At 65.8% G+C, this 20,362-nt stretch carries 14 protein-coding genes; 8 read left to right on the top strand and 6 right to left on the bottom strand.

What is annotated here, in order from left to right; genetic code table 11:
• Window positions 1-16: 16 nt before the first annotated feature.
• The 4 genes from K9S39_RS19250 to K9S39_RS19235 all read left to right on the top strand — a co-directional run bounded on the left by K9S39_RS19250 (window position 17) and on the right by K9S39_RS19235 (window position 7,529).
• Complete coding sequence (locus K9S39_RS19250) at window positions 17-1,882, top strand: alpha/beta hydrolase (protein ID WP_248864610.1); 1,866 nt, start codon at window positions 17-19, stop codon at window positions 1,880-1,882.
• Window positions 1,883-1,940: 58 nt separating this feature from the next.
• Window positions 1,941-2,273 carry a hypothetical protein gene (locus tag K9S39_RS19245; RefSeq protein ID WP_248864609.1) on the top strand — a complete coding sequence of 111 codons (333 nt, stop codon included), beginning with the start codon at window positions 1,941-1,943 and terminating at the stop codon, window positions 2,271-2,273.
• Between the two features lie 88 nt (window positions 2,274-2,361).
• Entirely contained in the window at window positions 2,362-2,733 is a 372-nt protein-coding gene (locus K9S39_RS19240; protein ID WP_248864608.1) for a hypothetical protein, read from the top strand.
• 1,109 nt (window positions 2,734-3,842) lie between these two features.
• Window positions 3,843-7,529, top strand: coding sequence for an FtsK/SpoIIIE domain-containing protein (locus K9S39_RS19235; protein ID WP_248864607.1), 3,687 nt, complete (start codon window positions 3,843-3,845; stop codon window positions 7,527-7,529).
• A gap of 79 nt (window positions 7,530-7,608) precedes the next feature.
• Here K9S39_RS19235 and K9S39_RS19230 read toward each other — a convergent pair whose 3' ends face one another.
• The 4 genes from K9S39_RS19230 to K9S39_RS19215 all read right to left on the bottom strand — a co-directional run bounded on the left by K9S39_RS19230 (window position 7,609) and on the right by K9S39_RS19215 (window position 11,934).
• Window positions 7,609-7,869 carry a WXG100 family type VII secretion target gene (locus tag K9S39_RS19230; protein WP_248864606.1) on the bottom strand — a complete coding sequence of 87 codons (261 nt, stop codon included), beginning with the start codon at window positions 7,867-7,869 and terminating at the stop codon, window positions 7,609-7,611.
• 603 nt (window positions 7,870-8,472) lie between these two features.
• Window positions 8,473-8,760 carry a hypothetical protein gene (locus tag K9S39_RS19225; RefSeq protein ID WP_248864605.1) on the bottom strand — a complete coding sequence of 96 codons (288 nt, stop codon included), beginning with the start codon at window positions 8,758-8,760 and terminating at the stop codon, window positions 8,473-8,475.
• Window positions 8,761-8,771: 11 nt separating this feature from the next.
• Window positions 8,772-9,839, bottom strand: a complete 1,068-nt coding sequence (locus tag K9S39_RS19220; protein ID WP_248864604.1) for an SMP-30/gluconolactonase/LRE family protein — start codon at window positions 9,837-9,839, stop codon at window positions 8,772-8,774.
• Window positions 9,829-11,934, bottom strand: a complete 2,106-nt coding sequence (locus K9S39_RS19215) for a hypothetical protein (protein ID WP_248864603.1) — start codon at window positions 11,932-11,934, stop codon at window positions 9,829-9,831. The genes K9S39_RS19220 and K9S39_RS19215 overlap by 11 nt, the downstream gene beginning before the upstream one ends.
• A gap of 680 nt (window positions 11,935-12,614) precedes the next feature.
• On the opposite strand from K9S39_RS19215, the gene K9S39_RS19210 reads away from it, so the two are divergent.
• From K9S39_RS19210 to K9S39_RS19195, 4 genes are all read left to right on the top strand, one after another.
• Entirely contained in the window at window positions 12,615-13,742 is a 1,128-nt protein-coding gene (locus tag K9S39_RS19210) for a helix-turn-helix domain-containing protein (RefSeq protein ID WP_248864602.1), read from the top strand.
• A gap of 141 nt (window positions 13,743-13,883) precedes the next feature.
• Window positions 13,884-15,272 carry an ATP-binding protein gene (locus K9S39_RS19205; RefSeq protein WP_248864601.1) on the top strand — a complete coding sequence of 463 codons (1,389 nt, stop codon included), beginning with the start codon at window positions 13,884-13,886 and terminating at the stop codon, window positions 15,270-15,272.
• Window positions 15,269-16,396, top strand: a complete 1,128-nt coding sequence (locus K9S39_RS19200; RefSeq protein ID WP_248864600.1) for a tetratricopeptide repeat protein — start codon at window positions 15,269-15,271, stop codon at window positions 16,394-16,396. Before K9S39_RS19205 ends, K9S39_RS19200 begins: the two co-directional genes overlap by 4 nt.
• A 370-nt stretch (window positions 16,397-16,766) precedes the next feature.
• Window positions 16,767-18,005: a helix-turn-helix domain-containing protein gene (locus K9S39_RS19195; protein ID WP_248864599.1), complete on the top strand. Its 1,239-nt coding sequence runs from the start codon at window positions 16,767-16,769 to the stop codon at window positions 18,003-18,005.
• Between the two features lie 306 nt (window positions 18,006-18,311).
• On the opposite strand, the gene ectB is transcribed toward K9S39_RS19195, so the two are convergent.
• Together ectB and K9S39_RS19185 are read right to left on the bottom strand one after the other, a co-directional pair.
• Window positions 18,312-19,586 (bottom strand): diaminobutyrate--2-oxoglutarate transaminase, encoded by a 1,275-nt coding sequence (ectB, locus tag K9S39_RS19190; protein ID WP_248864598.1) that lies wholly within the window; start codon window positions 19,584-19,586, stop codon window positions 18,312-18,314.
• A 37-nt stretch (window positions 19,587-19,623) separates the two neighbouring features.
• The gene (locus K9S39_RS19185; RefSeq protein WP_248864597.1) at window positions 19,624-20,346 is read right to left on the bottom strand and encodes a sulfite exporter TauE/SafE family protein; all 723 of its coding nucleotides are present in this window, start codon (window positions 20,344-20,346) and stop codon (window positions 19,624-19,626) included.
• Between the last annotated feature and the right edge of the window lie 16 nt (window positions 20,347-20,362).

The following is a 20,362-nucleotide window of genomic DNA, read 5'->3' as shown; positions in this document are numbered from 1 at the left end:
GTTACGGTACTCGACCATGGCGATGGTTCTGGCAGATCCGGAGATGCTCGACCGACTGGCAAAGTCGATGGACAGCAAAGCTGGGGAGATTCCTCGCCTGAGCACCCGGGCGAGAACCCTGCAGGTCAGCAGTCAAGTATCCGGCCTGACGCAGCTGGCGGCATGGTTGGGAGACACGGCGAAGGACCTCAGATCACGAGCCAGGATGCTCAGGTCTCCCTCTGAGTCCCCCTTTGAATCGTTGTCAGCCTTTGGGCTTCCCGACGGCTTGGCCGAGAAGGGGGAGGGCAACAAGCTTGCCCCAGGACTCCAGAAAGTACTCAACGCGCACAAGCGCGACACACCCAAGGAAAGAGCTCAAGCGGTAAAGGACTACTTCGACAAGCTCTCCCCAGCACAGGGCGCCGCGCTGGCCGCAGCCAAGCCCAAAACGGTCGGGAACCTCGATGGCGTGCCGGCAAAGCTGCGGTTCGCCGCGAACCGCATCTCCATTCAGGAGGAATACGAAAAAGAATCCAATTACCTGAATGGGCTTGCAAAAAATAACCCTGCCTACAAGCGTACAAAAGATCGCGTGGATACGCTTAGAGGTTTCATGAACCGAAGAGTGAAAACGGTGCGCGATCCGGACACCCGCAGGAAAGTCGAGATTGAAGTTCCGCGACAGTTTCTCGTGTTCGATGCACACTTCGGCACGAAATCCGACGCGAAGTCGTCTCCGTACGCGGACGGCCGAGTTGCTGAAGTGGTCGGCGAACTGGAGAGCGCAAAGAACGTAGCGTTCCGGGTGCCGGGGATCACGAACAGACTGGATAACTTTGACTCGTTCAGTAGGGACGGGTACCAGCTGATGGATGACGGCAAGGGACTGGAGCGCACGGATAGCGCAGTTGTCAGTTGGATGGGTTACGACACCCCCGAGGTGGGCGATTCGGTTGACCCGGCGAAGGCGGAAGTTGGCGGGAAGCAACTTGCTGACTTCCGGCAGGGGGTTTCGGTAAACCTGCAAGAAGATGCAAATGTCAATATTTTTGCACACAGCTACGGAACCCTTGTGACAAGCAAGGCCCTGCAAAAGGGAATGAAGGACATCGACAGCGTCGTATTCATGGGGAGTCCCGGACTCGGCCCCAACATCAACTCTGTCGCAGACTTCAACATGCCCAGCACGAAATTCTACGCAATGCGAGCGCCAGAGGACCCTGTCTCGTACACCCAGGGCCATGGGAAGGATCCCGCAGACTTCAAGGACATCACCCGCTTGGCAACGGACGGAGCCATTAACCACTCCGAGTACTATAAGGAGGGCACGAAAGCGCAAGCTAATCTGCAGAGAATCTTGTTCAAGGGTTCAAAGCATCTGGAGCTTACGCACACCACGCTCGACCAAGAAATGGTGGGTGCAGCGGAAGTACGGAAACTCGTTACCTTCCTGCACTCCAAGATACCTCCCAAAATAGTTATAAAGATGGGGGCAGATCTTGACCCGATCGTGCAGAACATCCTCAACGGCAGGATGTCGATCCCTGAGGCCCTAGGCCCGATCCACGGCATCCTCAATAAACACAACATGCTGGACCGGGTGAAGCCAGAGGATCTCAAGAACGAGCTGACTTACTTGTCCGGTGAACTTGCACATAAGCAGGCTTACCAGGGAGTAAAGAACGTGGGGGCCCCTGACTGGGTCGCAAATATAGCCGCCAACGGGTCACAGTTCACTGTCAGCAAACTCTTGGATGTTGTGACCTACCCGGAGGTCAAGATGCTGGAAATCGATCGCCTCCAAAATAACGTTCGTCAGCTTTTCGGCGACACGGGGAAATCGATAGCCGATGAAAGCGTTAAGGTGGTCGACTCTGTGATTGATTTCCTGACCCCCTAGGAGTACCCAAAGTTTCGCGAGGGATTAGATTCCATTGGATAGATCCGGAGGTTTTCTCATGGCTACCGATAAGGCTCCCACCGAGTTGGCTAACGAAGTCAGGACGGTGCTCTCCTCACTCTTCCCCAATGGAACCGTTCTGGAAATTCCGTCGTCTGTTTCAACAGAGGTTGTCGCTCTTACCGCCTTCGATGCCACTGACGCCAGACCGGCGTCCGAGCTTCAAGCACGGCTCGCCCAAGAGCTGAACAGAGCTGGTTGGGCTGTGGCCGACAGGCCCCAGAATGACGAGGCGACTGCGCTCTACGCGGGGAAACTAAATGTTGGCGGTGGAACGTTCGGTGTCGAGGCACCCACTATCTCATTCGCTGGAGTGGTGGACCGCGGATGAGGGTGCGGACGCCATGCGTGGGGCGCTCCTCTGACGATGATTCCCGAACCGCCGCCGGCGCTCGCATCGAACTTCTTGAAAGGTAGAAATGGAATTCATGACCCTTCAAGGCGCCCAGAAAGTAATCTCTGGTGACATTCGGGCAGCGATTAAAGCGGCGACGCCCGATGTCGTTTATCCCGAAGATGAATTCGGTACGCCGACCGAACACGGCGGAGGCAGGTTGCAGTTTGACGTGCGAGTCGTCGGCTGGGATCCGGACGAGAGTCAGAGCAATGACTCTCTCCTCAAGAAGAGTACGGCGTATCTCGTAAGGCATGGCTGGAGATTTTCTCCTGAAGTAACGGACAGCGAAGATCGGTCCGCGCTCATCTCGAAGACAGGACTCGCAGAAGGACGCTTGTATGCCTCGAACCAGAGCTTGACATTTACTGGCCATGGTCAGTGTGTGCCCGGCTGAATTCCCTACTCGGGGTCCGGCGATCTCGACGGCCTGAACAGCAGTGCCGACCCGTTCTCAGCGGTTGGCGTTTCAGCAGTGCTCGTTGAATGCCCATGGTGATTCCTCCGGGCCACGGAACCTGGCACAGTTGGCGGTCAGCCCTACCAACGGCCGACCTATCGGTAGATGCCCGGCGACCGTGTGGGGCGCGCAGTCGACGCCCACCTCGGCTCGTGTCTCGTTGGTGCGTAGAGTTTCCAGAGTTCGCCGGCCCCAAGCAGATAGCTTCCGGTGGCAGGTGCGAGGGATGGCCGACGGGGAGGGTGACTGGTATGCGAGTCCTGGTGACGGCTGTGCGAGAGGGGGCCGTACCGCAGGACATCATGGTTCTCGCTGATGAAGAAGCGTGCGTCGCCGATGTGGCAGAGGCGATGGCGACGGACTTCGCGCCTGAGCGGGATATCGCCCCCCGCCCACTGCGTTCCGTTGTCGTACCCCTGACCGGCCCACGCTCATCCCCAGGAGCCGCAAGCACTGGCAAGACGCCGACGGCGCCCCACCTCTGGGTCGACGGCACTCGGTGCGACCCCAGGACGCTTGCCTCTTCAGTGCTAACGGACGGCGCGCGCATATCCATTGACGACTCCGTCGGACCGTTCATGCGCGGCGGCGAGCCCGATGGGTGCTACGAACTGCGGGTGGCGGGCGGCCCAGGTTCCGGTAGGGTCGTCCGGCTGGCAGCCGGAGTGGCAACCCTTGGCTCCGGGCTTGCATGCACCCTTCCTGTAGCCGACCCGGCGCTGCCGCCGGTAGCGGCCCGCGTGATGGTTGACGTCGAAGGACGGGTCACGCTCGCCCCACAGCCTGGGGTGGAGCTCTCACTCGACGACAAGCCAGTGACAGGCGAGCCGGCCTGGCCACTCGGAGGCGTCGTTCGTATCAGCGAGTCGCTGTTCGTCCTTGATGTGCCCGGCGAACCAGACGCTCACCTATCTCCCACCGGGGAGGGCGGTCTCGCCTACAACCGTCCGCCTCGCTTGTCCCCGATGAGGCCGCGGCCTCGGCTCATCGTGCCGGTGCTGCCCAGTCGGGCCGAACGTGCGCGCTTTCAAATGATCGCGGCGTTCATGCCCTTGCTCTTCGGCCTGGCCATGTACTTCATCACCGATCAGGTCTACATGCTCCTGTTCTGCCTGATGAGCCCGCTGATGATGTTCGGGCAGTGGTTGAGCGACAACCGGGAAGGCAAGAAGAAGAACAAGACGTCGCTGAAGCAGTACAAGAAGGATCTCGCCGCCCACGAAGCCGAGTTGAAACGCATCGGCAAAGAAGAGCAGCGATGGCGCCGAACTAGTCATCCCGACCCGGCGGAAGTGATGCTGTTCGCTACGGGCCCCCGCCGCCGGCTGTGGGAGCGTCGGCTCACGGACCCGGATGTGATGCAACTTCGGGTCGGTGTTGGCGTGTTGTCCGCGGACATCGAGCTGGCGATGGGGCGTGGCTATCAGCATGACGATGAGGCGCCGCAACCTCCGCTGTTGGCCGACGTCCCGGTCGCCTTGCCGTTCCCGGAGCTCGGCGTGATCGGTGTTGCCGGGGACCGCGTCCGGACCCTGGCCACTGCTCGGTGGCTCGCGGTGCAGGCCGCGGCGCTGCACAGCCCGCGAGATCTCTCCATGGTCGTGCTCTCCTCTACAGGGGAGGCCGGGGCTGAGTGGGGTTGGGCGCACTGGCTGCCGCACACCGTTCCGCAACAGGGCCAGGACTGCATCGCGCTGGTCGGATCGGATTCCGAGGCCATCGCGCGCCGCGTCAATGAGTTGCTCAATGAGTTGAGCAGGCGGAAGGCCGCAAGCCAGAACCAGCGGTCGATGGGCACTCTGCGTTCCGATCCGCACATTCTCGTCGTGCTGGATGGTGCTCGACTGCTGCGGCGCATGCCAGGGGTCCCTCAGCTACTGCAAGAAGGACCGGAGCACGGCATTTTCGCTCTGTGCATTGATGAGGACGAGCGGCTGCTTCCTGAGGAGTGCATGGCCGCCGTTTGCTGGACGCCGCAATCCTCCACACGCCTGCTGATGCGTGGTTCCGGCCTGGAGCGGCTGGGCGATGTTGTGGCCGATCAGGTCACGGTGGAGTGGTGTGAACTCGTCGCTCGTTCGCTTGCTCCGGTACGGGATGTCAGCCGTGACGACGCTGACAGCGCGTTGCCCACTGCGGCACGTCTGCTGTCCCTGCTCGCGATGCCCAACCCCACAGGAGCGGACATTGAGCAGGTGTGGCGGGCCGGCGGCTCGACGACCGAGGTGCCCATCGGTATCGCGGCGGATGGCCCCTTCCACTTGGACATCCGGCGCGATGGCCCACACGCTCTCGTTGCTGGCACGACTGGAGCAGGTAAATCCGAGCTGCTGCAGACCATCATCGCGTCCCTCGCTGTCGCGAACCGGCCGGATGCCCTGAACTACGTCCTGATCGACTACAAGGGCGGCAGCGCCTTCATGGACTGTGCGCGGCTGCCGCACACCGTCGGCATGGTCAGTGACCTCGATGCCCATCTGACCGAACGGGCCTTGTCCTCGCTGGCCGCCGAACTCAAGCGCCGCGAGGAGATCCTCCTCGACGCCGGTGCCAAGGACATCGAGGACTACAACGACACACGCAAGCTGCGCCCAGAACTCGAACCGCTGCCCCGGCTCGTCTTGATCACCGACGAGTTCGCCTCACTGGTCGCCGAGCTGCCGGACTTCGTCGAGGGCCTGGTCGACATCGGGCGGCGTGGACGCTCCTTGGGCCTGCATATGATTCTGGCGACCCAGCGCCCCGCCGGTGTGGTCAGCGCCGACATCCGCGCCAACACCAACCTGCGCATCGCACTCCGCGTCACGGACGGCTCCGAGTCCATGGACGTCATCGACGCCGCGGACGCAGCCTCGATCGCCAAGTCCACGCCCGGCCGGGGGTACGTGCGCTCCGGCGCACAGTCGCTCGTCGCCGTGCAGTCGGCCCGGATCGGTGGCCGGCGTCCCAGCGATGGGACGTCTGGCCCCAAGGCGAGCCTGAGGCCTCTCGACTGGTCGTCGTACAGCCGCCCCCTGCCCGTGGCGGCAAGTTCCGACGACGACGGCTCCATGGTCACCGACCTTGCCGTCCTCGTGGACGCGGTCCGCGAGGGCGCCGAGAGCATGGGCTTCGCACAGCCGCGCAGCCCCTGGCTGCCTCCTCTGCCTGAGCGCATCACCCTCGACGCGGTGCACGGGATGGGTACGCCGGCGCCAGAGGATGGGGACGTCGCGCCGATTCCCTTCGGTCTCACCGACCTCCCAGCTCAGCAACGACGTGCCCCGTTCGCCCTGGACCTGGTCCACGGCGAGCACACGATGCTCGTCGGGGGCGCTCGCTCCGGGCGATCCACCGCTCTGCGTACGCTCGCCGGATCTCTGGCCCGTACGACGGCCCCGCGCGACGTTCACGTCTATGGCATCGACTGCGGCTCCAACGCCCTGCTGCCCCTCGTCTCCCTGCCTCACGTCGGTGCCGTGGTCACCCGCGACCAGCCCGACCGGGTCCGTCGACTTATCGACCGTCTCCTCGCCGAGGTATCCCGCCGCCAGCAGATGCTGGCCATGGAGGGAGCATCCAGCGCAGCTGAACAGCGCGCGGCCGCAGCACGGGACGACCGCCTCCCATGGATGGTGCTCCTGCTGGACGGCTGGGAGGGCTTCACCCAAGCGTTTGAGGACTACAACTACGGACAGCTCATCGAAGCCGCTCAGCGCCTCTTCCGAGAAGGCTCAGCCGTTGGCCTCAAGGTCGTCATGACGGCCGACCGCAGCGGCCTGAGCGGCCATGTCGCATCCTCCTTCGCCGAGCGCATAGTGCTGCGCCTCACGGACCCCAGTGACTACTCCACTGCCGGCTTCCAGACACGTGACGTGCCGAAGGAAATGCCAAACGGGCGGGCACTGCGTCTGACCGACAATGGCGCAGAGGAAACTCAGATCGCGCTGCTGACCGACGACCCAGCAGGGCAGGCACAAGTACGTGCACTGCGAGAAATCGCCGACACAGCACGGCAGATGCACCAAGACCGTCTCCCAGCCCAACTGCGCCCGATGCGCGTGGACGCACTGCCGCAGCGGATCACAGCCCAGGAGACCTACGCCCTTGCCCCCGACTTTGAGCCACCGTCGCCGCTGTGGGCCCTGCTCGCAGTCGGCGGCGACGAACTCCAGCCCATCGGCATCGATTTGGAGGCGGCAGGTCCTGGCTTCGTCATCGCCGGCCCTCCGAAATCGGGCCGCTCCACCGCCCTCGTAACCGCCGCGAGATCCCTGCTGCGCATCGGAACGCCCCTTGTGCTGATCACGCCGCGCAAGTCGCCACTGCGGAGCCTCGAAGGCGAGGACGGTGTGCTGGGGCTCCTGCAGGGCACCGAAGGTACGGAGGACGATCTCCAGGAGCTGGTGGACAAGGCAGACGGGCGCACGTACGTCGTCGTGGTCGATGACGCAGAACTCCTCTACGACACCACTCTGGACGAGGCACTGGAGACCATCATCCGCAACGGCATGGACGGCGACCACGCGCTCATCGCCGCCGGCACGACGGACACCTTGTCTTCCCAGTACCGCGGCTTCGCCGTCAGCGCCCGCAAGTCGCGCAACGGCATCCTGCTCACCCCGCAAAGTGCCCAAGACGGCGAGCTGTTCAACGTCCGGCTGCCGGCGAACAGCAGCGGAGGGCCCATCGGCAGCGGACTGTTCGTAGCCGCTGGCGGTTTCAGCCCCATCCAATGCGTCATGGACGCATAAATGGCGGACAGTACGGAGGCCGGTGTCCCACCCTGCAGGTGGGACACCGGCCTTGCTTCTCCGTGCTGGACTTCTCGGCTCAGGTGGCCCGCTCGATGTTGTCCGCGCTGGTGCTGGCGGACTTGCTCGCAGAGTCCAGCGTGTCCGCGAACTTGTCGAACATGGGCCTGGCCTCAGACCACTCCTGGCGGAACTGGTTAGCCTTCGGCCCCTTCCAGAAGCCCTCGCTGCCGTTGGTGTTGCCGTCCAAGAACTTCACCAGGGCTCGGAGCTCAGTGGCCTTCTTGTTGAAGTCCTTCGAGAGCTCCCGGAGCCTCTGAAGATCTGCACCGCGTTCCATGGTGTTCCTCCCCGTATCGCAGAGGCAAACGGCAATCCCGCTTGCACCATGGACGTTATCGCACCATCAGCCGATACCAACATCAGACACGCAACATCACGGCCGCCACCTCAAAGCCCAAGCGGACAAGGGGAGGTGGCATGGCGTACGCGGTAGACCAGGCGCTTGGTGAGGCGCTGACACAGAGGGTGCGGCGACAGCCTCTGCCTGGCGCAGTGCTGCGGTGCCGATAGCGACGGCCGATGCGGAGCGGCCGTTGGTCAGCGGTAGACCCAGACAAGCATGACGATCCCGGTTACGACTGAGGCAAGGAAGACCCAGATATCGGATGCGCCCCCGCCTCCGCCATCCCCGCTGTCGGAACTGTCGCCGTTGTGATGATGGTGGCCGCCACCATCTCCATCCACGTAGCTCACCTCATTCAGGCTGTCCATCGTCCGATGCACGCATCATGACGCTACCGACGCCCCGGACGGTTCCGACATCACCCGCGCACGCCGCGACCGAGGACCGCCCCGGTAGCGGCTTACAGTCGAACCCGCCAGCTGAGCATCCATCAACCGGTCCTACGCTGCTGCGGGCCTCTTTCCATACGCCCTGTTGCTACACGTTCCCACCGTGCATCTTCTGGTCCAGCTTCTCCTGCTCCTTCCGTGCCTTCTCCACCAGCTTCTTCTCCTCAGCCGGGAATGCCTCGAAGAGGTTTCTCAGCTGCCTCATACGCGCCTCGTACGCCATCCGCCAATGCTCCGCGTTTTTGCCGGTCCACGTATGCGGCATCATCTCGTCGACCTTCTTCATGGCCGCCTTGATGGCCGCGACATCTCTTTCGATGGCGTCCATGTCGTTCCGGCACAGCGTTTCGAGCCGGTCCTGGGGTGCGATACCCACGGGCTACTCCTTCACTTCGTGACGGCGCGGAGGGCGAGCGGAACGACACGACTATCGGCCTTGTGGTTACCAAGGAGCAGCAGCCGGTTGCCGCTTTCGACGACGTACCACGGGAGGATGCACGGAACATGGTCTACCGAGTACTCCTTCCCCGGGCTGCACGAGTTGCTCTTCCCTGTAAACGGAGCCTTGGTCGCCAACTTCACGGTGTCGTCCTTGACGTACAGGACATAGCCGGTGCTGTGGTGGGATGTCGGGAAGCCAGTTGCGGCGAGAATGTAGACGCCACCATCGTGCGCCTGCGCAAGCGTTAGCGGTGTGAGCGTGGAAAGCGGCACCGACGTTCCCGGGACGTTTCCACGAAGTCCCCAGCGGTGGGGCTTCTTGCCCTGGGGGATGACGACGATGTCGGGCAGGTACCTGCCGACTGCAGCATAGACGGTCCCAGAAGTGTCGAGGGCACCCCGGAGTTTGCCGCGAAGCGTTGCCAAGTTCTCTTCGTCGGAAACGGACCCCTTATACAGCAGGCTCGTCTTCCCATGGGCAATGGACCAGAGGCTCCCCTCGCTCTCGATCACAATGGCCCCGTCAGGCCGCACCCCCATTGGGCCCGGGTCGGCGATATTGGTCTTGATGACCGCTTTGGTTTTGCCACTGGGTGTGAGTCGGTAGATGTTTCTCTTCTTGCCGACCAGCAGGTCACCGTCGGGTGTCGTCGTCATTCCCGAGATCTGCGGAGAGTCGTCGGCGGGGCCTGGAGCAGGGAGGGAGGTAGCTTTGCCATCCGACGAGACACGAACAATGCCGTTGACTCTGGTGGTCTCCGCCGACATATAGAAGTCGCCAGAGCGACCCGCGGTAATCTCCCCGAACAGAGGGTCGCCAGCAGCCTGGGTGGCGTGGTGCTCAGTGGTGAGGTTAAAGGGTACGACCTTGCCGAGCTTGGGGGTGGGGATCCCAATTGGCGCGTTCTTCTTTGCGGAATCGCTTGTGCAGGCGCTGAGCGACAACACGAGGACGCTGGTGCAGCAGACGGCTGCCCGCACTGTGAGCGCCGATCGGATTCGTCTACTTGCCATCGAGCGCCCCTTCGGGACCGAGAAATCCGATCTGGAAGCTGTCCAGATAAGGCTGCCTGTGCTCACTGTTGTGGTTGAACCAGCCGTCAAATTCACGGTGATTCTGTGGGCTCACTGAGATGGTCTTCGTCTCCGGGTTGTACCAGGGTTTACCCGTGGGAGCCTCTATCTTGCCCGAGCGGATCATTCCTTGTGCGATTGACGGATGGAACCTCTTGGGCTGCTCTCTCGCGTCATCCTCGTTGCGGTCCTCCTGCTTATCAGCGTTATCCACGGAAAACGGATCCTGGTGCGGCGCGGCGACTGTCCTGCCCAGGAGAACCAAGTTCTGCGACCACTCGAACCCCTTCTCGGCGACCTTCGCAGCGCCCGTGAAAACTTCTCCCTCACCCGGCTTCGGCCCGGAAGCAAAGCCGAAAAAGGCTCCGGCGGTGTTGAGGATGTCCAGCTTCAGCTGGTGGTCCTCGTCGAGCTGCTGCGCCTGCTTGTAGCTGATCCCGACCTTCGCCTTCGTGAAGAGGCCGGCTGCGGCCCCAAGCTTTGTGAGCTGATCACGAGGGTGTTTGCTGCCAACAGCGTCAGAAACCTGTTGATGCAGAGTCGTGTCGAACAGGGCAGCAGCTCGCGGGTTGTCCTTGGCAAACAGCTGCATCGCCTTGATCGCATCGGTGTTCCTGGCGACAAGGCTGTGTTCAAGGTAGGCAGGCGCGCCATCTGTCGCCGACGCGCCGGTGCCGCCGAGGTCGCTGGCCCAGGTGCCCGTGATCCCAGCCAAGGCGGCAGCTGTGCCCTTGGGATAGTGCTCGTATGCTTCCTTCTCATGGCCGTTGCGGCCCTCGAAGGCACTGTGCTCCTTGGCCGCCGCCGCCAGAATGTTGGCGGCGGCCAGGCCGGACTGGTCCCGGTGCTCAGGGCTGAGGTCGGTGGCAGCAAGGGTGAGGACTCGACGGGGAGCATCGGAGTCGTCCAGTGTCTTCGGGCCAGGGGTCTGCCACCTGAAGTCGATGAGGTCGCTTGCATACCGATTGCTGGTGGCGCTGTTGTGACCGAGAAGATCACGGGACGCCTCGGCGTTCTGCCCGAGGCGTGAAATGACTGCTAGGGATGGGTCGTTGGCACGAATGCCCGCAGCCGTCTTGGCGTCGTCGTCGGGGCCTCCGCTGAGGTCGAAGTCGAGGGAGTCGTACCAGGCGGCATCGCCTTGACCGACGTAGCCACCGTTGGAGTGCGGGGGAAAAGGCTTGCCGTAATCGAGACGCATGGCCTTCTGTTTCCGGCGCCAATCGAGCATCGAGCCAGCCACTTCAGACAGCACCTTCGGGTTCCATGCGTCGCCTGATGGCCCGTACTTGAAGAGCATGCCCACGGACCACATGTCCCCGCCAGACGGGTGGGTGAGTGACTTCAGGCTGGCCTGGCTCAGCGCGTTCTTGCCCTTCTTCGGGAGGTGAAAGATCCCGTTGACACCTTGCGCGTACTGACCTATCAGCTTCGTGGAGTCGTCGCTCAAGACCTTCCCGCCGTGCGTGCCGTCTTGTTGATGGAGGACACGGCCGAGGCGAGCGGCTTCGCGGACGCCGCCGGCATCGGCGAACGCGGCGAGGTAGGCGGGGTCGTCCTTGTGGTCGAGGAGCGACTGGGCGATGGCCTTGATGTCTGCCCGGGCCTCGTCCTTGGCGTGGGGGTCGATGAGCTTGAAACGGGAGCCCGGCGGGGTCAACTTGATGTGCTGTAGGTCGTCGAGCGCCGTCTTGAGCGTTTGGGCTTCCTGTTTGGCCTCTTTGGCGCTCTGCGCTTTGACGTCCTTGATGTCCCACGGGATGTTGACCAGGTTTCCGTCCGGGGTGCACAGCGCGACGTCTTCGCTGTGTTCCTCAAGGTTGCGTGCAAGGTCGGCGCGCTTGGCCATGTCGCGGGCGTCGTCGCCGACGGCATGGGTCTGTTTGCTGATGAGCGAGACGTCGAGGTCGCTTTCCCAGTCGCGGAACTTCTTCCGGATGGACGGACCGTGCCTGGCCAGTGCCGCTTCCAGGTCCTTCAGGCGGTTGGCGAGCTTGCGCACCCGCTCAGGGTCGACGCTGACGAACTCCCCCATGGACGCTCCCCGTGCTTGTTGTCGTACGGTCGTTCTGCGAGCCCGTCCACGCTAACAGTCGACGTCAGCACTGGTTTGCGATGCAGCATTTCTTATCGTTGGCCAGTGGTCCGAGGCGTCGGTGCCACTCCGCCGTGGAGCGTCGGCCTCCGAACCGCCACCGTCGGGCACTGGGCGAGCCGCCCTGTGCAGCCGCCCCAGGGCCGTACCGATCCGCCGGGAGTGGACTGTGGTGTAAGGCATCTTGAGCGTCGCCCCGTCGCCCCATCCCATACGGAACTCGCCACGCCATCGTGGCGAGTGAGAGCGCACCATGGAGATTCGGATGGACGGCAGAAGAGGGGCTACCCGCCGCCCTGCCCAACTCCATCAGCGCGAAGCGCCCCTCCGTGACTTCCAGGTTCGCGCTGGACGGGCACGCCCTCGAGCTGGAGGCGCGGAACCGCCCGTCTCCTTGAACGGCTGCGGCACTCCGGGTAGAACGTTGCGGTCCTGCCGGCCCCCGGGCCGTCCCTCACCCTGTCCGGACGCATCACTTGCCTGTTCGCGCGCACCCGGTGTGATTAATGTGTGGCGCGAAGGGCATACGCGCTCACCAGGGGATCCCTCAGAGAGATGAGCGAGCCTTTGTCCTGGCAGAGCACACGGTCCGGGCGACTGGGTAGCGAGCAATTCTGGTGATGCGCGAGCTGGATGAGACGGCCGCCGGCGGTCCGATTGGGGCCCGTCTGGCCGCCTGGCGTCTTCGCCGGGGGCTGACCCGTGATGGCCTTGCCTCCCGCACCGGCCTGGATCTCGATTACGTGGCCGGGCTGGAGACGGGCCTGGAGTGGGTGGACCGCCGTGGTCCGGTGGCGGCCCTGGCTGCTGCCTTGCGGCTTGATGTCGCGGATCTGACCGGGCAGCCCTATCCACCGCGCGGGGAGGAGCATGCGGCGGTGCGGGCGGTTGCCTTCCACCTGCGGCGCCGCCTGGTCCGTCCGCGCTCAGATACGCCCTCCGGACCGCGGCTGGAGGAGCTGGCCGAGCGGACCCGGGCCGCCGCGGACGCCGATGCGACGGGCGATGAACGTAGCCTCGCGCTCGCGCTGCCGGAGCTGATCGAGACGGCGGACCACACGGTCGCAACCGCCCCGGCTGCCGGGCAGGAGGAGGCGATGCGGCTGCGGGTGGAGGCGCATGTGCTGGGCGCCGGGCTGCTGCGGCGCCTGGGCTACAAGGACCTGGCCTGGATGCTGCTGCATCGGGCCCGTCCCGGCACCCGCGAACAGCTGCCGGTGCTGGTCGAGGAGGTGCGGCTGCTGATCGACCTCGGCTTGCCGGAATACGCGCTGGCCCGCGCCGAGCGCGCCGAGGATGCCGGAGCCGGGTGGGAGATGCCGGTGCTGGCCGCCGTCGCCCAGGCCATGGCCGGACGTCGCCAGCAGGCCGAACGGCTCCTTGCTACGGCTGCCGGGCGGGCTACCAGCGCGCGGGAGCTGGCCATGGTGGTTGCGGCCCGCGCCGCCGTCGCCGCCGAGTACGGCGATGCCGAGGAGGCCGTGGGCCACGCCCGTGCGGCGGATCTGGCCGCGCTCAGCGGCGCACACCGGTCCCGCCTGCTGACGGTCGCCGCCGCGGCCGAGGCTCGCCAGGACCGTGCTGATCAGGCAGCCGCGCGCCTGGTCGAGGCCGACGCTGCGGCGCCGCTGCGGCTGCGGCTGGACCCCTTTGCCCGGGAGGTGATCGCTGTGCTTGCCGCCCGGACCAGCGACACCGCCCTGGCCACGGCGGTGCGGAGTCTGGCTGAGCGAGCTGGGCTGCGGTGACGGAAGCCAGGCAGGGGTAGGGGCGTCATTGTCCCCGTCCTCGCCGCAGGCGGGCCACGTGGATTCCTCTCAGCAGGTTGTGCGCAGAGCACGTCGAGGGCACCCGTAAGTCGGCCGCGTCGGCTCCGTAAAGTGTGGGCCATGTCGGCGGAATCCCCCCTTATACAGAGCCTGCGTACGGCCGTTGCGGCGGCGCCCGATGACGTGCCCCTGCGGCTGCACCTCGCCGAGTTGCTGCTGAGCGCGGGTCACGGTGACGCTGCGGTGGGGGAGGTTTCCGTGGCGTTGCAGCACGCGCCTGGTGATGTCCAGGCACGTGAGTTGATGGTCCGAGCCCTGACAGATACTCCGGCAATCACGCCTGGCGAAGCCGCGCTGCCCGTGCCACCGCAGGCCCCGGAGCCCGGCCAACCTTCCGCCCCCGCCGCCGTGCCGCCACCGGCCCCGGCGCCCGCACAGCCTCCGGCCTCTGTAGCCGAACCGCCGCAGGACCCCGCGGCCGGGCATGCTCCGGCGCCCGCCCCCGCCTCGGGCCCGGGCTTCGACTGGAACGCCGCCGAGGATCAGGTCGGCGATGTCGTGCCGCCCCGGTTCGTGGAGGCGCCGCTCACCGTTGACGGCAGCGGCGATCCTGGGGACGCAGCCGCCTGGGAGGTGGAGAGGCCCGGGGCCGTCCGCCTCGCCGATGTGGGCGGCATGCAGGAGGTCAAGGAGCGGCTGGAGGCCGCCTTTCTGGCGCCGTTGCGCAATCCGGAGCTGCGCCGCCTGTACGGCAAGAGTCTGCGCGGGGGGCTGCTACTGTACGGGCCGCCCGGCTGCGGCAAGACCTTCATCGCGCGGGCCGTCGCCGGGGAGCTCGGGGCGAACTTCCTGTCCGTGTCGGTCAACGATGTGCTCGACATGTGGATCGGCAACTCCGAACGCAACATGCACGAGCTTTTCCAGACCGCCCGCCGCCAGGCCCCGTGCGTGCTCTTCCTCGACGAACTGGACGCCCTCGGCGGAAAACGCAGCCGCACGCAGAGCAACGGAATGCGCAACACCGTCAACCAGTTGCTGACCGAGCTGGACGGCGTCGACGCGGAGGCGAACGAGGGCGTGTTCGTACTCGCCGCCACCAATGTCCCCTGGGACGTGGACATCGCCCTGCGCCGCCCCGGCCGGCTGGACCGGACCCTGCTGGTACTGCCGCCCGACGGACCGGCCCGGGAGGCGATCCTCCGCTACCACCTGCGCGAGCGGCCCATCGAGAACATCGACCTCGGCAAGCTCGTCAAGGCCACCGACGGCCTGTCCGGCGCCGATCTGGCCCATGTGTGCGAGGCCGCGGCCGAACACGCGCTGCTGGACTCGGCCCGTACCGGCACCGTGCGCCTGATCGGGATGAAGGACCTGCTGGCCGCGGCGGGGCAGATCGCGCCTTCGACGGAGCCGTGGTTCGCGTCCGCCCGCAATGTGGCGATGTACGCGAACGACGGCGGGATGTACGACGACCTGGTGGCCTATCTGAAGAAGAAGCGGAAGCTGTGACCGAACGGAACTCGGCCGTCGAGCAGGCCCAGGCCCTCATCGATTTCGAACGCCATGACCAGGCCCGGGCCCTGCTGTCGCAGCACCTTGCCGACGACCCCGGCGACATACGCGCCTGGGTCATGATCGGCTACTGCCACCTGAACACGCAGCAGTCACAGCAGGCACTGGACGCTGCCGACGAGGCCCTCGAACTCGCCCCCGAGGACTCCGGCGCACTCATATTGCGCGCCCTCGTGCTGCGCTACACAGACGGCAGGGGGTGGCCCGAGGCCGAGCCCGTACTGCGCGAAGTGGTCCGGGTCGAGCCCCACCACTGGTATGGCTATGCGATGCTCGCCGACGCCGTATGGCGTTCGTCGGTACACCGTTACGCTCGGGAAGCTGGCACCAATGACCTCCGGCACCATGACCTCGCCCCCGTCCTGCGGGAGGCAGCCGACCTGGCCATGGAGGCGCTGCGACTGGGCACCGAGGAGGTCTACGCCCATGAAGTCGCCCAGAAGATTGCCGGCCTCTCGCGTAACAGCACCCTTGCCGACCAGCTCGACCAGGCCATCCTCCGGCTCGACCCCACCCACCCCGAGGCCCTGGCCCGGCAGACCCGGAAGGCCGCCAACGCCCCGGGCGTCAAGGCCGCCCGGGCCGCTGACCTCTACGCCACTGGGCTTGCCGCCGCACCGGACTCCGCCGAGATGCAGCGCGGTCTCGACCAGGCCACGTACCGCATGCTGCGCGGGGTACGGTGGCTCGCCCTGCTCTGCGTCGCCTTCGCCGGGGCAGGGATGGACCTGTTCGACGTCGAGGGCAAGGTGCAGCGGGAGTTGCCACTGCCGCTCGGCCAGCGCCTGTGGTACCTCGTGGTGGCGACCGCCATCTGGCTCGTCGGCGCCCTGCTGCGCTACAGGCGGCGGCGCGCCGGCGTTCAGCTCAACGTGCGGTCACTGATACGCCGCCGCCAGTGGCCCCGCATAGTGCTGGCCCAGGCGGCCTGGGCCATGCTATGCGCCCTACTGGTCGCCGAAGTTCCCTGGACGGATCGCCTGTTGCCGCAGGTGCTGTTCTGGGCAGGGCTCGCGCCGACGTTCGCCACGATCTGGTTCGACCGGAAGAAGACCCGGTGAAGAACGGCCCAAGCCGCAGGGGCGCGGACCGCTCCGGTCCCGCACCCACGTAGCGGCCGTGCCACGCTGATTGCTCGCCCGTGCCATCCGCACCGTCAACGGCGGAACCACCCGCCCTGCCCCCGAGCCCATTGCCATCGCGGCCCCTCCGATCGCTCGATCCGCCCCGCTCAGACAAGCGCAGCACACCGATACCGAGCAACGGCGAAAGACCGCAGGGCTTCAGCCACCCAGCGGAGATCACCAACAACATCCAGAAGGAGATCCAGCACCACCGGAGGCGAGCGAAGCCACGTGTTGGCGGGGAAGCCCCCTGCGGTGGGCGGCTCGCTCTACGCTATGGCTGAGGAACGGGAGTTGAGGGTGGGACATGGACGAAGAGCAGGCCCGGAGGATCGGAGAGCGTCTGCGCTCGGCCCGCCGTCAGCGCGGGATGAGCTTACGCAGCCTCGCGGGCCTGGCCGGGGTGTCGGTCGGCTACTTGTCGATGGTGGAGAACGGCCACCGGCTGCTGGACCGCTCCAGCCACATCAGCGCCTTCGCCGAGGCCCTGCAGATCGCCCCGTCGGAGCTGACCGGCCAGCCGTTCGCGCCCGCAGGCCCCCACGCGAGTGCTGCCCACGAGGCGATCCCGGCCCTGCGGCTGGCGCTGATGGGCCTGACCATGGCCACCCCGCCAGACCGCCGGCCTCCGGAGGAACCGGTGGCGGTGCTGGCCGAGCGGGTGGAGACGGCTAACCGGCTTTACCACGCGGCCGAATACGGCACCCTCGCCGCCGGGCTGCCCGCGTTGCTGGCCGACCTGCACTCGGCCGCCGAAGCCGTCGAAGGCCCCGCCCGGCACGAGCTGCTGAAACTGCTGGCGGACGCCTACCACCCGGCCTGCACCCTGCTGCTCAAGAACCTCGGCTACACCGACCTGGCGTTCATCGCCGTCACCCGCGCCGCAGAGGCCATCGCGGAACTGGACGACCCGGTCTACTGGGCCCTCTCCGGCTTCTTCCACACCCACGTGCTGATGTCGGCCGGCAGCCCCACCCAGGCCCTCGCCCAGGCCACCGCCGCCGCGAACACCCTGGAATCGCATCTGACGAGCCCGGACGCCCATGCCCTGCTCGGCGAACTCCACCTGATCTCCGCCACCTCGCTGACCCAGGACCGGCAACGGCCGGGCAATACCCGAGCTGATGAGGTCCGCGGCCACCTGGCCGAGGCCGCCGACCTTGCCGGCCGCACGGGCGAGACGCGGGCATGGCACCTGAACTTCGGCCCCACCAACGTCGGCATCCACCAGGTGAGTCTCAACACCGACCTTGGCCTGCACGGCGAGGCCGTCACAGCCGGGGACGGTGTGCATCCCGAGGCCCTGGATGCCCCAGGGCGGCAGGCCGCCTTCCACGCCGATCTGGGCCGGTCCCTGGCCCATCTGCGAGGCAGGGAGGCCGAGGCGGTCACGTCGCTGCTGGCCGCTGAGCAGGTTGCCCCCCAGCGCATCCACGCCAACGCACAGGTGAGGAACACCGTCGAGTACCTCACCGACCGGCAGCTGCCTGCCCACACCGCCCGGGACCTGCGGGGGCTGGCCCACCGCATCGGCCTGCCACTCTGACGGCCGACAGGTCCCCGGCTGCGCACATGAGTCCGTACGCACCTCGCTAGGAGGCGAGCTCGTTCAGCACCTTGCTCAGATGCTCCTCCACGATCGGGGTTCTCGTCCTGGTCGTGACCGACACCAACGCCGACGAATCGGACGCTACCGAACTGGTGTGCTCCCAGATCCGGAACGCTTTGCGAGGACTCTGTGATGCGGTGTGTCGCAAGGGGCTGGGGAATGGTGTTACCCCAGCCCCTCGCGCGGTCGGCTCACGGCCGCCTGGTTCCGCTCCCGTGGGCAAGCGCCATCAGCCACGGAGCCCTATGACGCGGACTCCGCTACCGCGCGGGTCAGGATGGCCAGGCCCTCGTCCAGCTCGTCCGGGGTGATGGTCAGGGGTGGGAGCAGCTTGACCACCTCGCTTTCCGCGCCGGAGGTTTCCAGGAGCAGGCCGAGGTCGTAGGCGCGGGCGCACACTGCCGCGGCCCGCTCCTTGTCAGCGAAGGTGAGGCCCCAGACGAGGCCGCGGCCCCGGTATCGCGCCCCCGCATCCTGGTGTTCGGCACAGATGGCGGCGAGTGCGGCCTCGACCCGTTCGGCGTGGGTCAGCGTCTGCTTGGTCAGCCGGTCGTCGGACCAGTAGGTGTCCAGCGCCGCGGTGGCGGTGACGAACGCGGGGTTGTTCCCGCGGAAGGTGCCGTTGTGCTCGGCGGGCTCCCAGATGTCCAGCTCCGGCCTGAACAGGGTGAGCGCCATGGGAAGGCCGTAGCCGCCGATGGACTTGGAGAGGGTGATGATGTCCGGTTCAATGCCTGCTTCTTCGAAGGAGAAGAAGGCGCCGGTGCGGCCGCAGCCCATCTGGATGTCGTCGACGATCAGCAGGATGTCGTGCCGCTTGCAGAGCTCCGCGAGTGCCCGCAGCCACTCGGCGCGGGCGACGTTCACGCCGCCCTCGCCCTGGACTGTCTCCACGATGACGGCTGCCGGGCGGTTGAGCCCGGAGCCGCTGCCCTCCAGCAGCCGCTCGAACCACAGGAAGTCCGGAGTCTTCCCGTCCAGATAGTCGTCGTACGGCATCGGAGTGCCGTGCACGAGGGGGATGCCCGCGCCGGCCCGCTTGAACGCATTGCCCGTCACGGCCAGTGAGCCGAGTGACATGCCGTGGAAGGCGTTGGTGAAGGAGACCACGGACTGTCGGCCCTTGGCCTTGCGGGCCAGTTTCAGTGCGGCTTCCACGGCGTTCGTGCCGGTGGGCCCGGTGAACATCATCTTGTGGTCCATGTTCCGCGGCTGCAGTATCCGCCGCTCGAACGACTCCAGGAACATCCGCTTCGCCTCGGTGTGCATGTCGAGGCCGAGGGTGACGCCGTCCCTGGATATGTAGTCGATCAGGGCCTGCTTCAGGGCCGGATTGTTGTGCCCGTAGTTGAGTGATCCAGCGCCCGCGAAGAAGTCCAGCCAGGAACGGCCATCCCTGTCGTGGATACGGGCGCCCTGGGCGGTGTCGAAGGCGGCCGGCCAGTTGCGGCAGTAGCTGCGGACTTCCGACTCCCGTTTTGCGAAGATGTCGGCGGGGGCGGGGGCGGGGGCGGTCATTGAGGATCCTTTCCTGGGGAGTTCTCTGGTGCGATCGTTATGCCGTGGCTACGCGGAGTACCACCGATACGGAACTGACGACCAGCAGTCCGAGAATGACCCGGCGGAACCATTCGGCGTTCAGCCTGCTGAAAATCTTCTCCCCGGCGAGAATGCCGACGACGAACGCGGGGATTCCGGCCAGCAGCGTCTGTCCGACGGTGGCGTTGAGTTGACCGCTCACTCCGTAACCCGCCAGTGCGAACAGGCTGGTTCCGGAGAACACCACGCCCAGCGTGGCCCGCTGGACGCGGGGCTCCAGCTTCATGCTGTGCAGCGCCGCGACCATGGGCGGGCCGTCGATTCCCGTGGAGGCGAAGGACGCGCCGGAGAACATGGCCACGCCGACGATGGTCGCTATACCGCCCTTCAGGGTCGTCCTCCGCCAGACGATGAAGGTGCCCAGGAGGACGACGGCGGTGATGGTGAGCATCAGCACCTCGGACGGGAGCGTGGCCAGCAGCCACACCCCGAAAGGCACTCCCACCAGGCCGGCGGCAAGGGTGACGAGCGTGATGCGGCGGTCGATGTGGCGCCAGTCGCGGATGGCTATCCACAGGCTGAGCGGGGCGGCCATGATTCCGGCGACAATGACCGCGCTGGCCGGATCGATGAGCAGGGCCAGTGGGGGGACGGCAACGAGCGAGAAGCCGAACCCCGCGGTGGTGCGGACGATGGAGGCGACGGCCAGGATCAGGAACGCGCCGAGGATGGTCATCATGTGAAGGGGGCTCCGG

The organism is Streptomyces halobius, assembly GCF_023277745.1.
Classification (GTDB): domain Bacteria; phylum Actinomycetota; class Actinomycetes; order Streptomycetales; family Streptomycetaceae; genus Streptomyces; species Streptomyces halobius.
Note: the sequence above shows the minus strand (reverse complement) of the source record. Positions and strands in the feature narration are given on the sequence as shown.